At 71.6% G+C, this 18,915-nt stretch carries 14 protein-coding genes and 2 pseudogenes; 5 read left to right on the top strand and 11 right to left on the bottom strand.

The annotated features are described in order from the left end of the window. Positions 1–200: 200 nt before the first annotated feature. Positions 201–1,415 (top strand): aminotransferase-like domain-containing protein, encoded by a 1,215-nt coding sequence (locus tag AC3EUV_RS22810; protein ID WP_435603790.1) that lies wholly within the window; start codon positions 201–203, stop codon positions 1,413–1,415. Positions 1,416–1,669: 254 nt separating this feature from the next. Beyond that, positions 1,670–2,455 (top strand): SDR family oxidoreductase, encoded by a 786-nt coding sequence (locus AC3EUV_RS22805; protein ID WP_432143051.1) that lies wholly within the window; start codon positions 1,670–1,672, stop codon positions 2,453–2,455. Positions 2,456–2,639: 184 nt separating this feature from the next. On the opposite strand, the gene AC3EUV_RS22800 is transcribed toward AC3EUV_RS22805, so the two are convergent. Next, positions 2,640–3,758: an ADP-ribosylglycohydrolase family protein gene (locus tag AC3EUV_RS22800; protein ID WP_432143050.1), complete on the bottom strand. Its 1,119-nt coding sequence runs from the start codon at positions 3,756–3,758 to the stop codon at positions 2,640–2,642. Between the two features lie 302 nt (positions 3,759–4,060). On the opposite strand from AC3EUV_RS22800, the pseudogene AC3EUV_RS22795 reads away from it, so the two are divergent. Both AC3EUV_RS22795 and AC3EUV_RS22790 read left to right on the top strand, forming a co-directional pair. Then, a pseudogene (locus AC3EUV_RS22795) lies at positions 4,061–4,186 on the top strand (D-2-hydroxyacid dehydrogenase family protein); the annotation flags it as partial. A gap of 418 nt (positions 4,187–4,604) precedes the next feature. Next, complete coding sequence (locus AC3EUV_RS22790) at positions 4,605–4,868, top strand: hypothetical protein (protein ID WP_018092249.1); 264 nt, start codon at positions 4,605–4,607, stop codon at positions 4,866–4,868. Positions 4,869–4,959: 91 nt separating this feature from the next. Here the strand turns inward: AC3EUV_RS22790 and AC3EUV_RS22785 are convergent, their stop codons facing one another. The 3 genes from AC3EUV_RS22785 to AC3EUV_RS22775 form a co-directional block, all read right to left on the bottom strand. Continuing rightward, positions 4,960–7,608 carry a bifunctional FO biosynthesis protein CofGH gene (locus AC3EUV_RS22785; RefSeq protein WP_435603749.1) on the bottom strand — a complete coding sequence of 883 codons (2,649 nt, stop codon included), beginning with the start codon at positions 7,606–7,608 and terminating at the stop codon, positions 4,960–4,962. Positions 7,609–7,741: 133 nt separating this feature from the next. After that, a complete protein-coding gene (locus tag AC3EUV_RS22780; protein ID WP_042156103.1) occupies positions 7,742–8,140 on the bottom strand; it encodes a VOC family protein in 399 nt (132 codons plus the stop codon). A gap of 310 nt (positions 8,141–8,450) precedes the next feature. After that, positions 8,451–9,275, bottom strand: a complete 825-nt coding sequence (locus AC3EUV_RS22775; RefSeq protein ID WP_435603748.1) for a TIGR03619 family F420-dependent LLM class oxidoreductase — start codon at positions 9,273–9,275, stop codon at positions 8,451–8,453. Between the two features lie 173 nt (positions 9,276–9,448). On the opposite strand from AC3EUV_RS22775, the gene AC3EUV_RS22770 reads away from it, so the two are divergent. Further along, positions 9,449–10,969 carry a CehA/McbA family metallohydrolase gene (locus AC3EUV_RS22770; protein ID WP_435603747.1) on the top strand — a complete coding sequence of 507 codons (1,521 nt, stop codon included), beginning with the start codon at positions 9,449–9,451 and terminating at the stop codon, positions 10,967–10,969. A gap of 116 nt (positions 10,970–11,085) precedes the next feature. Here the strand turns inward: AC3EUV_RS22770 and AC3EUV_RS22765 are convergent. From AC3EUV_RS22765 to AC3EUV_RS22735, 7 genes and pseudogenes are all read right to left on the bottom strand, one after another. Next, positions 11,086–11,319: pseudogene (locus AC3EUV_RS22765) on the bottom strand (amino acid transporter); the annotation flags it as partial. A gap of 8 nt (positions 11,320–11,327) precedes the next feature. Continuing rightward, entirely contained in the window at positions 11,328–12,788 is a 1,461-nt protein-coding gene (locus AC3EUV_RS22760) for an aldehyde dehydrogenase family protein (protein WP_435603746.1), read from the bottom strand. 139 nt (positions 12,789–12,927) lie between these two features. Next, on the bottom strand, positions 12,928–14,667 hold the full coding sequence (locus AC3EUV_RS22755) for an N-acyl-D-amino-acid deacylase family protein (protein ID WP_432143045.1): 1,740 nt from the start codon (positions 14,665–14,667) through the stop codon (positions 12,928–12,930). Positions 14,668–14,694: 27 nt separating this feature from the next. Next, complete coding sequence (locus tag AC3EUV_RS22750; protein ID WP_432143044.1) at positions 14,695–15,819, bottom strand: LLM class flavin-dependent oxidoreductase; 1,125 nt, start codon at positions 15,817–15,819, stop codon at positions 14,695–14,697. A 115-nt stretch (positions 15,820–15,934) separates the two neighbouring features. Next, positions 15,935–16,720, bottom strand: coding sequence for an SDR family NAD(P)-dependent oxidoreductase (locus tag AC3EUV_RS22745; RefSeq protein ID WP_432143043.1), 786 nt, complete (start codon positions 16,718–16,720; stop codon positions 15,935–15,937). Positions 16,721–16,766: 46 nt separating this feature from the next. After that, a complete protein-coding gene (locus tag AC3EUV_RS22740) occupies positions 16,767–17,678 on the bottom strand; it encodes an LLM class F420-dependent oxidoreductase (RefSeq protein WP_432143111.1) in 912 nt (303 codons plus the stop codon). Between the two features lie 158 nt (positions 17,679–17,836). After that, on the bottom strand, positions 17,837–18,739 hold the full coding sequence (locus tag AC3EUV_RS22735; RefSeq protein WP_432143042.1) for a DUF4231 domain-containing protein: 903 nt from the start codon (positions 18,737–18,739) through the stop codon (positions 17,837–17,839). Positions 18,740–18,915: the final 176 nt, after the last annotated feature.

Below are 18,915 nucleotides of genomic sequence, written 5' to 3'. Positions count from 1 at the left end.
GGATCCATTCCCCGTGCCCCCTCTGAAATAGTCCACGTCCGGCCGCCACCGTAACCGGACCGCACGACAACATTCCGAGGCTTCCCCATGTCGAAGCCCATCATCCGGTCCCCCCTGCGCCCCGCCCCCCGGCCGCTTAAGCTGCCGGGCATCTGTGGCTGACGGTGGTTGGGCGCAGAATTCGAGCGATGGGAGTCGTCATGGCGGACGCGATAGTTGGCCACGCTGTTGCCCCCGTGCCCGGGCTTGCCGCCCGGGCGGCGCGGACCGGGAGTTCGCCGGTGCGGGACATCCTGGCGCTCACCGCCCGGCCGGAGGTCATCTCGTTCGCGGGTGGGCTGCCCGCGCCCGAGCTGTTCGATACGGAGGGGCTGGCGGCCGCGTTTCAGTATGTGCTGGCGGAGGATCCGCTGCGTGCGCTTCAGTACTCCACCAGCGAGGGCAGTCCGGCGCTGCGCGCGGCCGTCGCGGCGCGCATCACCGCGCGCGGGCTGGCCACCGACGCCGACGACCTACTGGTGGCCACCGGCTCCCAGCAGGGGCTGACGCTGCTGGCCACCGCCCTGCTGGAGCCGGGGGACGTAGTGCTGGTCGAGGACCCCTGTTACCTCGCGGCGCTCCAGATCTTCTCCTTCGCCGGTGCCCGGGTGGTGCCGGTGCCTACCGACGACGAGGGGCTGGACCCGGTCGCGCTGGACGAGATCACCGCGCGGGAGCGGCCCAAGCTGCTCTATGTCGTGCCGACCTTCCAGAACCCGACCGGCCGCACGCTGTCCGCCGAGCGCCGGGCCGCGGTCGCCGAGGTCGCCGCCCGGCGCGGGCTGTGGATCGCCGAGGACGACCCGTACGGCGAGCTGCGCTTCGAGGGTGAGCCGGTGCCGTGGGTCGCAACCTTCCCCGGGGCCGAGGACCGTACGGCGCTGCTCGGCTCGTTCTCCAAGGTGATGGCGCCCGGTCTGCGGCTGGGTTCGCTGCGCGCGCCGGCCGCGCTGCGGCGCGCCTGTGTCATCGCCAAGCAGGCCGCCGATCTGCACACCTCCACCGTCGACCAGGCCGCGGCGGCCCGGTACTTGGCGGTCGCGGACCTGGACGCGCATCTGCTGCGGGTCCGCGACGCCTACCGGGAGCGGCGGAACGCGCTGGTCGACGGGCTGGCCGCGGCGCTGCCCGAGGGCTCACGGTGGAACCGTCCGGCGGGCGGCATGTTTGTGTGGGCGACGCTGCCCGCGGGGTACGACGCGACGGCGCTGCTGCCCGAGGTGGTGCGGCATGACGTCGCGTACGTCCCCGGCGCGCCGTTCTTCGCCGGGCCGCCGGATGCCACGGCCGTGCGGCTGTCATTCGTGACGCACCCCCCGGAGGAGATCCGCGAGGGGCTCGGACGGTTGGGGAAGGCGCTGGAGGGGGCCTTGTAGGGGGCGTGGCGGGAGGGCTGAGTGCCGGGGGCGCAGCATAGCTGAGCGCGCGGGGACGCGGCGGTACGGCTGAGCGCGGGCGGGCGGCATCTGTTCCTGCGGGCCCGTCGCCGCCGCCCTGATAGCGATGCGCCCTGAGGCCGACTGCCCCCGCGTGGCTCCGTCTTGGCGAACGGCTCTGGCCTTCCCGGGGCGCTGGGCCTAGCCTGACGGGCCATCAGACGTGAGCTGGGCGGCCCGGCCGGGAGGCACACATGCTGCTGCGGAACAAGACTGTCGTCATCTCGGGTGTAGGAGCCGGGCTCGGCCATCAGGTCGCGGCGGCCTGTGTGCGGGAGGGCGCCTCGGTGGTGCTGGGGGCCCGTACGGAGGCGAATCTCGCCAAGTCGGCCGGGGAGCTGGATCCTTCGGGCGCGCGTACGGCCTGGCGGGTGACCGATATCGGGGACGAGGCGCAGTGCGCGGCGCTGGCTGCGCTGGCCGTGGAGCGGTTCGGCGGGATCGACGCGGTGGTCCATGTCGCCGCCCTGGACTCGCTGTTCGGAGGCCTGCGGGATGCCGACTTCGACTCCTGGCACCGTGTCGTGGACGTCAATCTCTTCGGCACGCTACGGATGACCCGGGCCTGTCTGCCGTCGCTCACGGCGCGCGGCGGCGGCTCGGTGGTGCTGATCGGCACCCAGTCGTCGGTCGCCGCGCCGTCACAGGTCCAGCAGGCGGCGTATGCGGCGTCCAAGGGCGGGCTGGTCTCGGCGATGTACTCATTGGCGCGCGAGCTGGGGCCGGACCGGATACGGGTCAACACCGTGCAGCCGGGCTGGATGTGGGGTCCACCGGTGGAGGCGTACGTACGGTTCCAGGCGCAGAGCGAGGGCGTACCGGAGGCCGAGGTGCTGGCCCGGCTCACCGAACGGATGGCGCTGCCCGAGCTGGCGACGGACGCGGATGTGGCCGAGACCGTGGTCTTTCTGGCCTCCGACCGGGCGCGCGCCATCACGGGGCAGTCGCTGCTGGTCAACGCGGGGGAATTGATGCGGTAGGGGCGGGGTGGCCTCTTCGGTTCGGGGGGGGGCCGCCGAGCCGGGTGAGGCGGAGGCATCTTTCCTTCGGGGTCCGGCCGAGCCGGGTGGTGGGGGCCGGGTGCGTCAGCGTCGATGAGGTGCGCGTCGCCGGGGCGGCCGGCCCCTGGGCCTCTGTGTTTGCGGCCGCCCTACAGGACAGCCCTCAGGCGCGCGGGTAACGGGCCAGCCAGCCCGGTGACGAGCCGGCCGGGCCGTGCAGCGCGGCGCCCTGCGTCATCTCCATCGAGAAGTCGTCGGCCAGCTGAAGGATCGTGTCCCGGCCCTCCAGCTCGACCAGCCAGACCGGCGGCAGTGCCGTCTCGCCGTGCAGGGTGCCCAGCAGATTGCCGCAGATCGCGCCGGTGGAATCACTGTCCCCGCTGTGGTTGACGGCCAGCAGGAGGCCGTGCCGGATGTCCTCGGCGACCAGTGCGCAGTACACGCCGATCGACAGTGCCTCCTCGGCCGTCCAGCCCTCGCCCAGGGACTCGACCCGGGCGGGCGTCGGCATGCCCTGCCGTACGGCGCCGAGCGCACGCTTGAGGGCGTCGGTGGTCTCCTCGTGGCCGGGGCGGGTGGCCAGGTGGGCCAGCGACTTCTGCACGGCGCTGTCGAGGTCCTCGCCACGGGCCAGCGAATGGCTGATCACCGCGAACGCGCCGGCCGCCAGGTAGCCGGTGGGATGGCCGTGTGTCTGCGCCGCGCACTCGACGGCGAGCTGGAAGACCAGCTGCGGCTCCCAGCCGACCAGCAGCCCGAACGGCGCGGAGCGCATCACCGCGCCGCAGCCCTTCGAGTCCGGATTCTTGGGGCTGTCGAGCGTGCCCATCACGTCGTCGCCGAGACCGCTCAGACAGGCCCGGCCCGGCGCCCGGCGGGAGTACAGCCACTCCTCGCGGGCGAGCCAGCCGTCGTCCTTCCTGCGCTCGTCCGGGCCCCAGTCGCTCTGGGTGGCGGACCAGCGCAGATAGGCCCGGTGGACGTCGGTGGGCGGATGCCAGGCGCCGGTGTCGCGGCGTACCTGGGCCCGGATCAGGCCGTCCACGGTGAACAGCGTCATCTGGGTGTCGTCGGTGACCGCGCCGCGCCGCCCGTAGGCGGGCACCAGATCGGTCACGCCCTCTTGGCCGTGCGCCTTACGGATCGCGTCGAGCGAGTCGAATTCGATACCGGCACCGAGCGCGTCACCGATGGCGCCGCCGAGCAGACAGCCGCGTACCCGGCTGCGGAAATCCTGCTGCTCCCCGCGCCCCCAGATGGCGCCGCCGCCCGCTGCGCTCATGCCGGAACCTCGCTCCGCTCGGCCTCGCATGCGCGCGGCGCGCACCCCTGAACGGCACGCTCGCTGCGCTCGCTCACTGCGCCCTCCTGAAGCTCACTACGTCACGGGGCCTTGCGGGGCCCCTTGCGCAGCACTGTAATCGACCGAGAATGATCAATTTTTGGCCAGGAGGGTATTGCGAATAGTCATTCGTAAGGAGGCTTTTAGTCGGTAGCGTCCGATGAATACGGGGTCGGGGGGTGCGGATCGTGCCACCGTCCGCCCCTCCACCGCCCATCCCCCAGGGAGAGCCCCATGACCCCATGGCGATGCGTGAGCGCACTCCGTACCCGGCCTCGCTCCTGGCCAGGCTGCCGCGCCTCCGGCTGCTGATCACCACTGGAATGCGCAACGCCGCCATCGATCTGGCGGCCGCCGCCCGGCACGGCGGACTTCCTGGCGGGCAGCCCGATCCGTCAACCGAGCTGAGGCGGCACCGGTCATCCGGATGTGGGACCCACCCCATGCGCCGATGGTCCCGGCCGGGCCGCGCTCCGCGGCGCGGTCGCGGGGAGGTGGTCAGCGCGCCGGGGTGTCGGGGCTCGGCTGATGCCGTCGCCCGCCGGACCCTAGGGCGGTCCCCCATCGGGTCCGGGGCGCAGCAGCCGCCCCCGTTCTCGTCCTCGCCTCGCCCGTGTCTCATCCTTCTTCTCGCCCTCGTCCCACGGGATGTCCGGCGCCACCCCCGTCTCTCCTTCCCCTCCCGCCCCTCCCGCCCCTCCCGCCCCCACCCGCCTCCTCCTGTCCCCCACCCCGGCGCGCATCCGTTCGATGATGGCGGCGTCGCCCGTTGGGCATGCTCTCCCCATGTCCGAGTACGAGTGGGATCGCACCACCATGGCTGTCGTCGCCTCCGCGCTCTCCGGAGACAGCGACGGCGCGGTGGAACTCCTTCGGCCGCTCCCGCAGAGCGATGTGTGCCATATCGCCGTACGGCTCGCCGCCATGGCCGCCGACGCACTGATCGTCGCCGCCCAGGACAGCGGAGGGGACCGCGAGGAGGCCCTGTCGCAGTGGCAGCAGTGCATCCTTCAGCACGAGGCGGAGTACGAGGGCGGAGTGGGGGACTGAGCAGCACCTGGGGCCCTGCTCCCGCAGATTAGCCGCCGGCGGTGGTGCGCGAAGGGGGCTGTGGATAACCGTGGATTCCGGCCCCCACCGGCTACTCCACGACCGGCAGCAGCTCCGGCAGATGGCCGTCCGAGGCAAGGGCGGCGGCCTGGCGTTCCTCGGTGACCGGGGCGTAGGTCGTGGTGCGGGGGCGGGCCGGGCGGCCGGCCCGGTCGGCGATGGCGATGAGGTCCTGGATGGAGCGGTAGGAGCCGTAACTCGAACCCGCCATCCGGGAGATGGTCTCCTCCATCAGGGTGCCGCCCAGGTCGTTGGCGCCGGAGCGCAGCATCTCGGCGGCACCGTCCGCGCCGAGCTTGACCCAGCTGGTCTGGATGTTGGTGATGTGCGGGTACAGCAGCACCCTGGCCATGGCCGTCACCGCGCGGTTGTCACGGGTGGTGGGGCCGGGGCGGGCGATGCCGGCGAGGTAGACGGGGGCGTTGGTGTGGATGAAGGGGAGGGTGACGAACTCCGTGAAGCCGCCGGTCTCCTGCTGGATTTCGGCGAGCAGGCGGAGGTGGCCCAGCCAGTGGCGGGGCTGGTCGACATGGCCGTACATCATTGTCGAGGAGGAGCGGATGCCCAGCTCATGGGCGGTCTTGATGACCTCGACCCAGGTGGCGGTGGGCAGCTTGCCCTTGGTGAGGATCCAGCGGACCTCGTCGTCGAGGATCTCGGCGGCGGTGCCGGGGATGCTGTCCAGACCGGCGGCCTTGGCCTCGCTGAGCCATTCACGGATGGACAGCCCGGTACGCGTCGCGCCGTTGACGACCTCCATGGGCGAGAAGGCGTGCACATGCATCCCGGGGACGCGCTCCTTGACGGCGCGCGCGATGTCGAAGTACGCGGTGCCGGGCAGGTCGGGGTGGATGCCGCCCTGCATGCAGACCTCCACCGCGCCCACGTCCCACGCCTGTTGGGCGCGGTCGGCGACCTGGGAGAGCGAGAGGGTGTAGGCGTCGGCGTCCGTGCGGCGCTGGGCGAACGCGCAGAAGCGGCAGCCGGTGTAGCAGACGTTGGTGAAGTTGATGTTCCTGGTGACGATGTAGGTGACGTCGTCGCCCACGGTGTCGCGGCGCAGCTCGTCGGCGATGGTGCAGAGCGTGTCCAGGGCGGGCCCGTCGGCGTGCAGCAGCGCCAGGGCCTGCGCGTCGGTGAGCCGGGTGGGGTCGTCGGCGGCCTGCGCCAGGGCCTGGCGTACGTCGGAGTCGATGCGCTCCGGCGCCATCCCGGGGGCCGCGGCCTCGCGCAGGGCCTCCCAGTCGCCGTAGACCTCGTCGAAGTCGTCGCGGCGGTCGGCGGTGCGGCCTTCGGTGTCGATGGTGTGGTGCAGGTCCGTACGGCCCGAGGAGCTCATCGTGAAGCCCTCGTCGGGCTCCTGCCAGGGGCGGCCCACCACGGGGGCGTCCTCAATGGCCAGGCCCGTCTCCGGGTCGGCGAGGGCGCGGACATGGGGCAGCAGACGGGGGTCGAGCCAGGGCTCACCGCGCTGGAGGAACTCCGGGTAGATGGGGAGCCGTTCCCGCAGCTCGAAGCCGGCCGCGGCACAGCGCTCGGTCAGCTCGTCGATCTGCGGCCAGGGACGCTCGGGGTTCACATGGTCGCGGGTCAGCGGGGAGACGCCGCCCCAGTCGTCGATGCCGGCGTCGATGAGCAGCTGGTATTCGCCGTCGACCAGGTTGGGCGGTGCCTGGATACGGGTCGAGGGGCCCATGATGTGCCGGGCCACCGCGATCGTCGCGGCCAGCTCCTCCAGTTCGGCGTCCGGCATGCCGCGCATCGCCGTGTCCGGCTTGGCGCGGAAGTTCTGCATGATCAGTTCCTGGATGCCGTGGTAGGCGCGCTGGATACGGCGCAGCGCGAACAGGGACTCGGCGCGCTCCTCGTACGTCTCGCCGATGCCGATGAGCAGCCCGGTGGTGAAGGGGACGTTGGAGCGGCCGGCGTCCTCCAGGACACGCAGCCGGACGGCCGGTTCCTTGTCGGGCGATCCGTAGTGGGGACCACCGGGCTCGCTCCACAGCCGCTCGGCGGTCGTCTCCAGCATCATCCCCAGGGACGGGGCGACGGGCTTGAGCCGCTGGAAGTCCGTCCAGGACAGCACCCCGGGGTTGAGGTGCGGCAGCAGACCGGTCTCCTCCAGGACGCGGATGGCCATGGCGCGGACGTACGAGAGCGTGTCGTCGTAGCCGTGCGCCTCCAGCCACTCGCGGGCCTCGGGCCAGCGGTCCTCCGGCTTGTCCCCCAGGGTGAACAGGGCTTCCTTGCAGCCCATTTCGGCGCCGCGGCGGGCGATGTCCAGCACCTCGTCGGGCGACATGAACATCCCGTGGCCGTCCCGGCGCAGCTTGCCGGGGACGGTGACGAAGGTGCAGTAGTGGCACTTGTCCCGGCACAGGCGCGTCAGGGGGATGAAGACACCGCGCGAGTAGGTGATGACCCCCGGGCGGCCCGCGGCCTCCAGGCCGGCATCCCGCACCCGGGCCGCCGATGCGCACAGGTCCCTGAGGTCCTCGCCGCGCGCCTGAAGCAGCACCGCGGCCTCGCCGGTGTCCAGCGCGACACCGTCGCGGGCCCGCTTGAGCGCGCGGCGCATGGCGTTCGCCGTGGGGCGGCCCTGGGCGGCGGGCCCGGCGTTCGTCTCGCGGTCGGTCCCTTGGTCGGATGCCTGGCCGGGTACCTGCGCGCTGGAAGTCATCCTCCGAGCATACGAGCGCCCGCCGACAGCCCCGCCGTCGGAGAAGGGGCCGTTGATGTGCCGCTGATCACTGCGGACGGACGTTCCGTCCGGGCAGGGAGAGGGCAGTTCCCGGCGGCGGCGCACCGCACGCTTACATGCTCGCCAGCAGCTCGTCGGAGTACGTCCTGGTCAAGAACTCCATGTTGTGGCCGTCGGGGTCGAGGATGTAGACACCGCGGCCGCCGTCGTGGTGGTTGATCTCCTGGGGCTTGGTGTGCATGGGGTCGGCCCAGTAGGACAGCCCGCGCTCCTGTATGCGGCCGAAGATCCCGTCGAACTCCTCCTCGGTCACCAGGAACGCATAGTGCGTCGGGACGAATTCGCCGCCTGCGACATGCTCGGCGTAGTCGAGGGCCACCCCGTTGTCCAGCTTGAGGGCGGCGAAGGGGCCGAACGCCTTGGGCTCGGGCGCGCCGAGCAGACCGGCCAGGAACCGGGCGGAGGCGAAACGGTCGGTGCTGTGCACGATCGTGTGGTCGAGGCGAGGCATGGGGTCTCCTTGATCTCTCTGGTCCCGTGCTCGGCCAGGTCCCCTGATCTGCGGGATCATCCGGACCGTGGCGCTTCCGGGACCGTGGACCGTTCTCCTTGGACCGTTGCATGCGGGTGGTTCAACGGGTCCTCACCTTCGACGCTACGACTGGACGGGGCGGGCGCGAATCGGCCTCCGGTACCGATCCGGGGGGGCGGGGGCCTTACACCGATGGTCCTAGGGCGTATCCGGCCCGGTCGCCCTCCACCAGGCCCTCAGGCGGCCCGTCCGCCGTCGTCACGCATCCGGTACGGCACGCTGCCGTACGTCACAAGAACTGCGCGAAGTCGTCGAGCGTCCGCAGGACCTCCGCCTCCCCGGCCGGCGGCAGTTGCAGGACCACCTCGTGCAGTCCCAGCTCGCGGTAGTGCGCCAGCTTCCCGGGCGACGGGTGGACCGCGTACGGGACCACCACGGGTTCACCCGTACGCCCGGCGTCCGACCACGCCTGCCGTAGTACCGGGAGGGTCTCGGTCAGCCCCCGCCCTCCGATCGGCAGCCAGCCGTCCGCGTACGCGGCGATCTGCCCGAAGAGCTTGGGCCCGGCCCCGCCGCCGAGGAGGATGCGCGGCGCGCCGTGTGCCGGCTTGGGGTGCGCGAAGGACGCCCGTACGGACCCGAAGGCACCCTTGTACGCGGTCGGTTCCGCGGCCCACAGGGCGCGCATCAGCGCCACCCGGTCCCGGGTCAGCTCCCGCCGGGTGGACCACTCGACCCCGTGGTCGGCGGCCTCTTCGACGTTCCAGCCGTAGCCGATGCCCAGGGTGAAGCGGCCGCCGGAGAGGAAGTCGAGGGTCGCGATCTGCTTGGCGAGGTCGACCGGGTCGTGCTGGGCGACCAGGGTGATGCCGGTGCCGAGGGCGAGCCGCTCGGTGACCGCGGCGGCCTGGCCGAGCGCGATGAACGGGTCGAGGGTGCGGCCGTACTCGCGGGGCAGCGGCTCGCCCATGGGGGCGGGGGTGTCCCGGCTGGCCGGGATATGGGTGTGCTCCGGGAGATAGAGGCCGGCGAAGCCGCGCTGTTCCAGCTCGCGGCCCAGCCGGTCCGGCCGGATCGTCTCGTCGGTCAGGAAGATCGTGGTCGCGATCCGCATGCTGGGAACACCTCCGCGTCGGGCGTGTGCGTGACCGCATGTTGCCGCACCGCCCGACGGTTATCCACAGCCCTTTCCCTCGGTGTCGCACCCGCGTACAACAGTTTTCACGCGGTGCGACGAGCCGGCCGCGACGCGGTACTCATCCGACACGACGTGACGCGGGGGCGGGGATGGAACGACGCGAGGTTCTGAAACTCTCGGCAGTTGCGGGCGCGTCGGGCACGCTTACGCTCGGACGTGTGAGCTTCGCCGACGCGGCGCCCGCGGACGGGAGGTCCGGAGGCGGGCCGGGCGAGCAGACCCGGCGGGTCACCGGTCATCTGCCCACGGGCGCGCCCGACTTCGTGTATCTGCCGGTCGAAGTGCCGCGCGGGGTGCGCGAAATCGCCGTGGCCTACCGCTATGACAGACCCACCGTCCCGGAGGGCACGGCCGGCAACGCCTGCGACATCGGCATCTTCGACGAACGGGGCACCGGCCTCGGCGGCGCCGGCTTCCGCGGCTGGTCGGGCGGGGCGCGTACGGAGTTCTTCGTGCGCGCCGACGAGGCCACCCCCGGCTATCTCCCGGGCCGCGTCAACCCCGGCACCTGGCATATCGTCCTCGGCCCGTACACGGTCGCCCCGCAGGGCCTGTCCTACGACGTCACGATCACCCTGAAGTACGGCCCCCAGGGGCACACCCCGGCGCCCGTCCATCCGCCCGAGCGCGCCCGGGGCCGGGGCCGCGCCTGGTACCGCGGCGACAACCATCTGCACTCCGTGCACTCCGACGGCAAACGCACCCCCTCCGAGATCGCCGCGCTGGCCCGCGCCGCCGGGCTGGACTTCATCAACACCTCCGAGCACAACACCACCTCCGCGCACCGCGCCTGGGACGGACTGTGGGGCGACGACCTGCTGATCCTGACCGGCGAGGAAGTCACCACCCGCAATGGGCACGTGGTCGCGATGGGCACCGACCCCGAGGTCTTCATCGACTGGCGCTACCGGGCCCGCGACAACGCCTTCGGGAAGTACGCACGCGCCATCCGGCGGGCCGGCGGCCTGGTCATCCCGGCGCATCCGCACGCCACCTGCATCGGCTGCAACTGGAAGTTCGGGCTCAACGAGGCCGATGCGGTGGAGGTCTGGAACGGGCCGTACACCCCCGATGACGAGGTCACCCTCGCCGAGTGGGACAACACCCTGGTCGCCCATGTCCAGGGCCGCGCGGACTGGCTGCCGGCCGTCGGCCACAGCGACGCCCATCGCGACCCCGATGTCGTCGGCCTGCCGCAGACCGTGGTGCTCGCCGACGATCTCTCGCGCCGGGCCCTTCAGGACGGCATACGGGCCGGCCGGGTCTGGATCGCCGAGTCGTCGAAGGTCGGCCTGAGCTTCTCCGTCACCGGTGAGCGGGGCGAACACGCCGGAATCGGCGAGCGGCTGGCGGTCTCCCGTACGGCGGAGGTCACCGCCCGGCTGACGGTCTCCGGCACCCCCGGCTGCACGGTCTCCTTCGTCACCGACCAGGGGCGGCTGTACTCCACCACGCTGCCGCCCTCCGGCGAGGGCACCGTCAGCTGGCGGACCACCCCGGACTACGCCGCCTACATACGCGCGGAAGTCCGCCACCCCGCGACGACACCGGGCCTGCCGGGCCCCATGGCGGCGATGACCAACCCGGTCTTCCTGGGCCGCTGGGGCTGAGCCCGGCCGAGCGCACGACGAACGGCGGGGCCGGGAGCGGGTGACGCGCACCCCGGCAGACGATCACGCGCACCCGGACCGCACTTCCACCCCTCCCCCTACACCTCCACCACCAACTACTCCTCCGCCACCAACGCAGGCGTAGCCCGGGTCAGCACCTGGCCGCGGAAGAAGGCCGGGCTGCGGCGTTGCATCACCAGCATGATCCCGACACCGAGAAGGAGCAGACCGACCCCGATGACGAAGACCGAGCCGATGCCGAACACCGAACTGCCCGAGCTGTAGGCGGGGTTCCACATGTCGATCAGGGTCTTGCCGAAGACGGCCACAAGCAGGACGCCGCCCAGGACCCCCACCCTCACCCCGGCCACACGATCGCCTGAAGCTCGCTGTACGCGTGCAGCGCGTACGAGCCCACGTCGCGCCCCACTCCGCTCTTCTTGAAGCCGCCGAACGGCGCCTCCATGTTCCGGCCGACCGTGTTCACCCCGACCCCGCCGGCCCGCAGCAGCCGGGCCACCCGGAAGGCGCGGGCGATATCGCCGGACCACACGTAGTCGATCAGCCCGTAGTCGCTGTCGTTGGCGAGGGCGATCCCCTCGTCCTCCTCGTCGAAGGGCAGCAGGACGACGACCGGACCGAAGATCTCCTCGCGTACGACCCGCATGTCCGGGGTGCAGTCGGCCAGCAGCGTCGGCGCGACGTAGAAGCCGCGCTCCGGTACGGACGGCCGTTCGCCGCCCGCCACGACCCGGGCGCCTTCCTTCCGGCCCAGCTCCACATACGCCTCGATCCGGTCGCGGTGCGCGGCCGAGATCACCGGACCGACCACCGTGCCCGGCGCGCGCGGATCACCGACCGTCAGCCGCCTCAGGTACCGCGTCAGCCGCTCCACCAGCTCCTCGTACACGCCTCGCTGGGCGAGCACCCGGGTCGGCGCCGTACAGATCTGCCCGCTGTAGAAGGAGTACGTCGTGCCGATGCCGGCCACCGCCGAGTCCAGGTCCGCGTCGTCGAAGACCACCGCGGCGCCCTTGCCGCCGAGCTCCATGAGCTGGCGTTTCATCCCGCGGCCGCACACCTCGGCGATGCGCTGCCCGACGGCCGTCGAGCCGGTGAAGCTCACCATGTCCACGTCCGGCGCGTCCACGGCCGCCGCGCCGACCGCCGGGGAGGCTCCGCTGACGACGTTCACGACCCCCGGCGGAACCCCCGCCTCCGCCAGCGCCGCCGCCATCCGGTAGACCGACAGCGGGTCCTGCGGCGCGGGCTTCACCACGACGGTGTTGCCCATCGCCAGCGCCGGGGCGATCTTGCCCGCCGGGTTGGCCCACGGGTTGTTGTACGAGGTGATGCAGCTGACGACGCCGACCGGCTGCCGTACCGCCAGGGCGCCGAGCACGCCCGCCTTCCCCATCGGCCCGGCCTCGTTGATCTGCGGCGGCAGCGCCTGCTCCACGGGCTCCAGGGCCCCCTTCGCATACCGCCGGAAGCGCGCCGCCCCGACCGCGACCTGCATACCGCGCGCCGTGCCGGTCGTCGCACCGCTCTCCGCCTGTGCCACCTCGGCGTGCGCCGCGAAGTCGCGCTGGATCACCTCCGCGGCCCGGTCGAGGATCGCGGCGCGGCGCTGCGGTGGCGTACGGGACCAGGCGGGGAAGGCCGCGGCCGCCGCGGATGCCGCCGCGTACACCTGCTCCCGGCTCGCCTCGGGCACGAGCCCGACGACCTCCTCCGTCGCCGGGTCGATGACCTCGTAGTGGCCGTCGTCCGGCTCGGCCCACTCCCCGCCGATGAACAGCCGCCCTGCGGAGCTCACTTGACGCTCACCTCCACCAACTCCCGCCCCACGAGCCACCACTCACCCCTGCCCCGCCCCACAACCGTCACCTCAGCCGCACCCCGCCCCAAGCCCGTCACCTCAACCACACCCCACCCCGCACTCCACCCCAACCCCCTCACTTAGTGCTCACCGTCCTCGTATCCCGCCCCGACCGCAGTACCGTCCCCGGGACCGCGCCGGTCACCACGTCCTCGCGGATCGTCTCGACACCGTTGACCCACACCGCGTTGATGCCGATCGCCCGGGAATCCAGCCGGGGGCTGTCGCCGGGCAGATCATGGACGAGGGTGGCCTTGCCCGCGTCGATCCGTGCCGGGTCGAAGAGGACGAGGTCGGCGTGCCAGCCCTCCTCGATGCGGCCCCGCTCCCGCAGCCCGAAGAGCTGGGCGGGGTCGTCGGTGAGCATCTTCACGGCCTGTTCCAGACCCATCAGCTTGCGGCCCCGGAGACAGTCGCCGAGGAAGCGCGTGGTGTACGGGGCGCCGCACATCCGGTCCAGGTGCGCGCCCGCGTCCGACCCGCCGAGCATGACGTCCTCGTGCTGCCAGGTCTCGGCGCGCAGCGCCCAGGAGTCCGGGTCGTTGTCGGTGGGCATCGGCCACAGGACGGTCCGCAGCTGGTCGTTGGCGCAGATTTCCACCAGGCACGCGAAGGGCTCCTGGCCGCGCTCGGCCGCGATGTCCCGTACGACGCGGCCGGTCAGGCCCTCGTTCGCCGCGGAGTAGGTGTCCCCGATGACATAGCGGCCGAAGTGGGTGAGCCGTCGGAAGACGCCCGCCTCCTTGCTGTCCGCGCGCCGCAGCATCCCGTCCCGGACCGCGGGGTCGCGGAGCTTCGCGATCCGTTCGGGGACCGGCAGGCCCAGGATGTCGCCCCATCCGGGGATCAGGTTCAGGGCACAGAAGGTGCCCAGGGACATGTTCATGGGGGTGAGGATCGGCATCGTCAGGGCCACGATCCGGCCGCCGGCCTCCCGGGCCCGTTCACTGGCGACCAGCTGTCGCGGCACCCGTTCGGGCACGGCCGCGTCGATGGTCAGCACATTCCAGTTCAGCGGGCGCCCGGCGGCCGCGCTCATCTCGACGAGCAGCGCGATCTCGGCGTCGCTGAACTGATCGAGGCAGCCGGCCACGATCGCCTCGATCTGGGTGCCCTCGTGCTCGGCGACGGCCCGCGACAGCGCGAGCAGCTCGGCCGGCGCCGCGTGCCGGGAGGCGACCGGCTGCCCGTCCCCGTCGGAGTGGGTGGCGGACTGGGTGGTGGAGAAGCCCCACGCCCCGGCCGCCATCGCCTCGTGGAAGAGCGCCAGCATCCGCTCCAGCTGCGCGGGCGTCGGCTGCCCGCCGATGGCGTCCTCCCCCATGACGTGGCGGCGCAGTGCGCAATGCCCCACCATGAAGCCCGCGTTGACGGCGATCCGCCCCTCCAGGGCATCGAGGTACTCGCCGAACGAGCTCCACGACCAGGGCGCCCCCTCTTCGAGCGCCACCAGGGACATGCCCTCGACCTTGGCCATCATCCGGCGGGTGTAGTCGGCGTCGGCGGGCCGCTCCGGGTTCAGCGGGGCGAGCGTGAAGCCGCAGTTGCCGCCCGCCACGGTCGTCACCCCGTGGTTGAGCGAGGGCGTCGCGTACGGGTCCCAGAAGAGCTGGGCGTCGTAGTGGGTGTGCGGATCGACGAAGCCGGGGGCGAGGACGAGCCCGGTGGCGTCCTCGCTGCTCCGCGCCTCCTCGGTGACGGTGCCGGGCGGGCCGATGACGGCGATCCGGCCGTCGCGGAGGCCGACATCGGCGGTGTACGAGGGCGCGCCCGTCCCGTCCACAACGGTCGCGCCCTTGATCAGGTGGTCGAGCACGGTGTGCGCCCCTTCCCCTCGGCGGATTCAGCCGCCCGTGGCCTGCCGGAACCGGGTCGTGCGGTGCACCGGATCGGTGTCGATCTTCGGGATCACGTGCTCGCCGATGAGCTTGACCGTGTTCATGGTGTCCTCGTACGAGATCCCGATCGGCAGCCCGAAGCTCAGCTGATCGGCGCCGGCCTGCTCCCAGCGCTTGCACTGCCCGAGCACCTCGTCCGGGTCGCCGCAGATCATCAGCTCCTCGGCGATCAGCAGCTCGATGATCTCGGTGGTGTAGTCGGGCAGCAGCTCGGGCCACTCGGGGATGCCCTCGGGCCGCGGGAAGGTGTCGTGGTAGCGGAAGACCAGCGACTGGAGGTAGTTGAGCCCGCCGTTGACGGCGATCTCCACCGCCTTCTCGTGCGTCTCGGCGCAGATCGCCGTGGACGTCACCATCACGTTGTCGTTGACGAAGTCGCCGATTGGCTCGGCGTCCCGGATCGCGGTCTTGTACTGCTCCAGCACCCACTCCATGTCGGAGACCTTCTGCACGCTGAAGCCGAGGACCCCCAGGCCCTTCTTGGCCGCCATGGCGTACGAGGTCGGCGAGCCGGCCGCGTACCACATCGCCGGGTGCGAGGCCCCGTACGGCTTGGGGAAGATCTTGCGCGGCGGCAGCTGCCAGTGTTTGCCCTGGAACCCGGGGTACTCCTCCTGGAGCCACATCTTCGGGAACTCGGCGATGGTCTCTTCCCAGATCTCCTTGGTGTGGTTCATGTCGGTGATGCCGGGGAGGAAGCCGAGGATCTCGTGCGACCCGGCGCCCCGTCCGCTGCCGAACTCGAAGCGGCCCTCGCTGAGATGGTCGAGCATGGCGACCTTCTCGGCGACCTTCACCGGGTGGTTGACCTGGGCGAGGGGGTTGAAGATCCCGGACCCCAGATGGATCCGCTCGGTCGCGTGGGCCAGATAGCCGAGGAAGACGTCATTGGCGGAGAGGTGCGAGTACTCCTCCAGGAAGTGGTGCTCGGACGCCCAGGCGTACTTGAAGCCGGACTTGTCCGCCTGGATGACGTACTCGGTCTCCTCCATCAGCGCCTTGTGCTCCGCGAGCGGGTCGGTCTCGGCCCGCTTGCCTACATATCCCTGTACAAAGAGCCCGAATTCCAAGGAGGTTCACCGTCCCTGATGGCTATATCTGACGTACCGTCAGATTCGATGTGCCGACTGTTCCACCGCGCCCGGAGAGCGTCAAGAGCCGTCACCGCACTGGTCTGACGCACCGTCAGAAGACGCTGACCCCCGCCAGCCACCCGCCGTCGACCACGAACGGCTGCCCGGTGATGTACGACGAGTCCTCGCACGACAGGAAGAGCGCCAGCTTGGCGACCTCCTCCGGCTGCCCGATCCGCCCCAGCGGCACCAGCTTCTGGTAGAGCTCGTCCACCGCCCGCTTCGACTCGGCCGGATCGACGGCCGGATCGAGCGCGGCCGGGTTGGTCATCGGGGTGTCCACCGCCCCCGGACACACCGCGTTCACCCGGATCTTCCTGGCCGCCAGCTCCACCGCGGCGACCCGGGTCAGCCCGAGCACCGCATGCTTGGTCGCGGCATACGCGCCGACGAAGGCCATCCCGGTCAGCGCCGTATACGACGCGGTGTTGACGATGGTGCCGCCGCCGGCCGCCTCGATCTCCGGCGCCACCGTACGGATCCCCAGGAAGCAGCCGACCTGGTTGACCTGCACCACCTGCTGGAACTCGTCCAGCGGCGTCGAGACCAGCTCGTTGAAGCGCAGGATCCCCGCGTTGTTGACCAGCCCGTCGATCTTCCCGAAGGTGTCCTTGGCGACGGCGGCCGCGGCCTGCCAGTCCGCCTCCCGCGTCACATCCAGCGGGACGTACCGCGCCGCCCCCTCCCCCAGCTCCTTGGCGAGCGCCTCGCCCTGCGCGTCCAGCACATCGCCGAGCACCACCTTCGCGCCCTCCGCGACGAACAGCCGCGCCTCCTGCTCCCCCTGCCCACGCGCCGCACCCGTGACGATGACGACCCGCCCGTCGAGCTTGCCCATAGCCGCACTCCTCCGCTGGTGAGTTGCTCTGCGCCCGTCCGGGCCGTCAGCCGTTCAGCAGCGGCGCGACCTCCGACCCGAACGCCACCATCTGATCGGCCAGTTCACCGCGGCTCCGGCTGCGGAACCGCACCTGGATCTGCTGCACACCCATCGCGCCGTACTCCCGCAGCGAGTCCGCGATCCGATCCGCCGCCCCGGACAGCGTCCGCCGGCCGACCTCCCACCCCGGCTCGCCGACGTACAGCGGCTCGGCGATGGTGCCGATCACCACCGGCTCGTCGATTCCGGCCTCCTCCCGCAACCGCCGCAGCCTGGTGATCTGGCCGGGCAGCTGGTCGCGCCGGTCGCCTTGCGGGAGCCAGCCGTCGCCGCGCTCGGCGGCCCGGCGGACGGCGGCGGGTGAGGAGCCGCCCACCCAGATCGGCGGGCGCGGCGTCTGCACCGGCCGCGGCGCCTGCCCCAGCCCCTCGAACGCGAACCGCTCCCCCGCGAACTTGGGGAACTCTTCCGGCCCCAGCGCCACCTTCAGGGCATCGACGGTCTCGTCCAGCACCGCCCCACGCCGCCCGAAGTCCACCCCGAGCACCTCGAACTCCTCCGCCACGTGCCCGGCGCCCACCCCGAGGATCAGCCGCCCGCCGGAGAGCCGGTCCAGCGTCGCGTACTGCTTGGCCGTGATCAGCGGATGCCGGAGCCCGGCCACCGCCACATGGCTCAGCAGCCGGACCCGCTCCGTCACGGCGGCCAGATGCGCCAGCGTGGCCACCGGGTCGTACCAGACGGTGCTCATCGCCTCGGCCAGCCGCCGCGGAATCGCGAGATGCTCACAGCAGGCGAGGTACGCGAACCCGCACCGGTCCGCCACCCGCGCGATCTCGACCAGATCAGCGGGCCCCGCGGCCGCCTCCCAGCTCTCCGCGAAGAGCGTGCTCTGCGACTGCACCGGCAACTGCATGCCGTACACCAGCCGCCCGCCCTCCGGCCGCCACACCTCATCACGCACGCCGTCCACCGGCCCCTCCAGCTATATCTGACGCACCGTCACATAGCTTGCGCGGGACATCGTGGCGCCTGGGGCGGCATCAGGCAAGGGCGGCGCCGGTGCGCAAGGGGCTACGCGGCGCCCCGGGAGGCCCGCCACATCGTGTGTTCGCGACTGATGGCCTCCTCGGCGTCGGCCACCTCCTGCGTCCAGTCCGACTCCTCATGGGTCGCGGACAGCCGCTGGTGGACGATGCTCAGCTCGGTGGCCGCGAAGGTGTAGGCGCGGCCGAGCGACTCGTACTGCCGCACCGCGAACCAGGCGGCCCCGGCACCCAGCACCGCCGCCAGCACACCGGGCAGATCGAAGTCGATGACCTTCATCAGGCGCAGCACGGCGGCGAGCACACCCAGCCCTTCCACCACGATGAGGCCGATCCGCCAGCGCCGGGCCAGGGCGATGTTCGTGGCCGCCTTGGTCCCGTACCACTGCTGCTGGTCCGCGATGCGCCCGGCGAGGTACGCCTGCTTACGGACCGCGAACGAACTGCGGCGCAACTCGCCCATGGCCGGGGTGGCGGCCATCGAGCCGACCGGGACGATGCTGTCGACCGGCGCCTCCCTGAGCAGGACCTCCAGCCGCTCGTGGAACCTGCGGTCCGCGGCGTCCGCGGGCAGCGCGGCCGGGAACGGCTCGCCCGCCACCGCGTACCGCCAGGACAGCGTCTTCGCCGACTCCGCCAGGGCACGTCCGTCGTACCAGGCGCGCTCCGGCCGCTCCGCGAGCATCCACACCTCTAAGTAGACGGTCACCAAGAAGGCCAGGAGCACCACCGCCACCGCGGCGTCCTTGCTCGACACCGCGCAGACGGCGGCCAGGATCGCCAGCACCAACCGCCATTTCGTGCCCCGCATATGGCGGCGCTGCCCCGAAAGAGAAGCGGCGTCCGCCGACCGGAACACCGCCGGAAAATCCGCTTCGCCGAGTGTTTGTCCCTCGCTCACCGCAGCCCGCCCCCTCGCATCCCGCAACATGAGTCCGAAATACGAAAGAAGTGTAGAGCCGATCGACGGGGTCATCCTGGCATTCAGGGAAGGGGGCCGGGACGAGGACGAGACGGGTGTGGTGACACCAACTTCACTGCGGCAAGGCGCCGTTGCCACCCTTCCCGACGATGTGGATGATGCGGCGACGGGGACGCGCGGCGGCC

The sequence above is a fragment of the Streptomyces sp. bgisy130 genome, assembly GCF_057708345.1.
This window is presented reverse-complemented; position numbering and strand designations above follow the sequence as displayed.

Coding starts and splice junctions, on each gene's coding strand:
- AC3EUV_RS22810 (WP_435603790.1), top strand. CDS start 201: ATGGCGGACGCGATAGTTGGCCACGCTGTTGCCCCCGTGCCCGGGCTT.
- AC3EUV_RS22805 (WP_432143051.1), top strand. CDS start 1,670: ATGCTGCTGCGGAACAAGACTGTCGTCATCTCGGGTGTAGGAGCCGGG.
- AC3EUV_RS22800 (WP_432143050.1), bottom strand. CDS start 3,758: ATGAGCGCAGCGGGCGGCGGCGCCATCTGGGGGCGCGGGGAGCAGCAG.
- AC3EUV_RS22790 (WP_018092249.1), top strand. CDS start 4,605: ATGTCCGAGTACGAGTGGGATCGCACCACCATGGCTGTCGTCGCCTCC.
- AC3EUV_RS22785 (WP_435603749.1), bottom strand. CDS start 7,608: ATGACTTCCAGCGCGCAGGTACCCGGCCAGGCATCCGACCAAGGGACC.
- AC3EUV_RS22780 (WP_042156103.1), bottom strand. CDS start 8,140: ATGCCTCGCCTCGACCACACGATCGTGCACAGCACCGACCGTTTCGCC.
- AC3EUV_RS22775 (WP_435603748.1), bottom strand. CDS start 9,275: ATGCGGATCGCGACCACGATCTTCCTGACCGACGAGACGATCCGGCCG.
- AC3EUV_RS22770 (WP_435603747.1), top strand. CDS start 9,449: ATGGAACGACGCGAGGTTCTGAAACTCTCGGCAGTTGCGGGCGCGTCG.
- AC3EUV_RS22745 (WP_432143043.1), bottom strand. CDS start 16,720: ATGGGCAAGCTCGACGGGCGGGTCGTCATCGTCACGGGTGCGGCGCGT.
- AC3EUV_RS22740 (WP_432143111.1), bottom strand. CDS start 17,678: ATGCAGTTGCCGGTGCAGTCGCAGAGCACGCTCTTCGCGGAGAGCTGG.
- AC3EUV_RS22735 (WP_432143042.1), bottom strand. CDS start 18,739: ATGTTGCGGGATGCGAGGGGGCGGGCTGCGGTGAGCGAGGGACAAACA.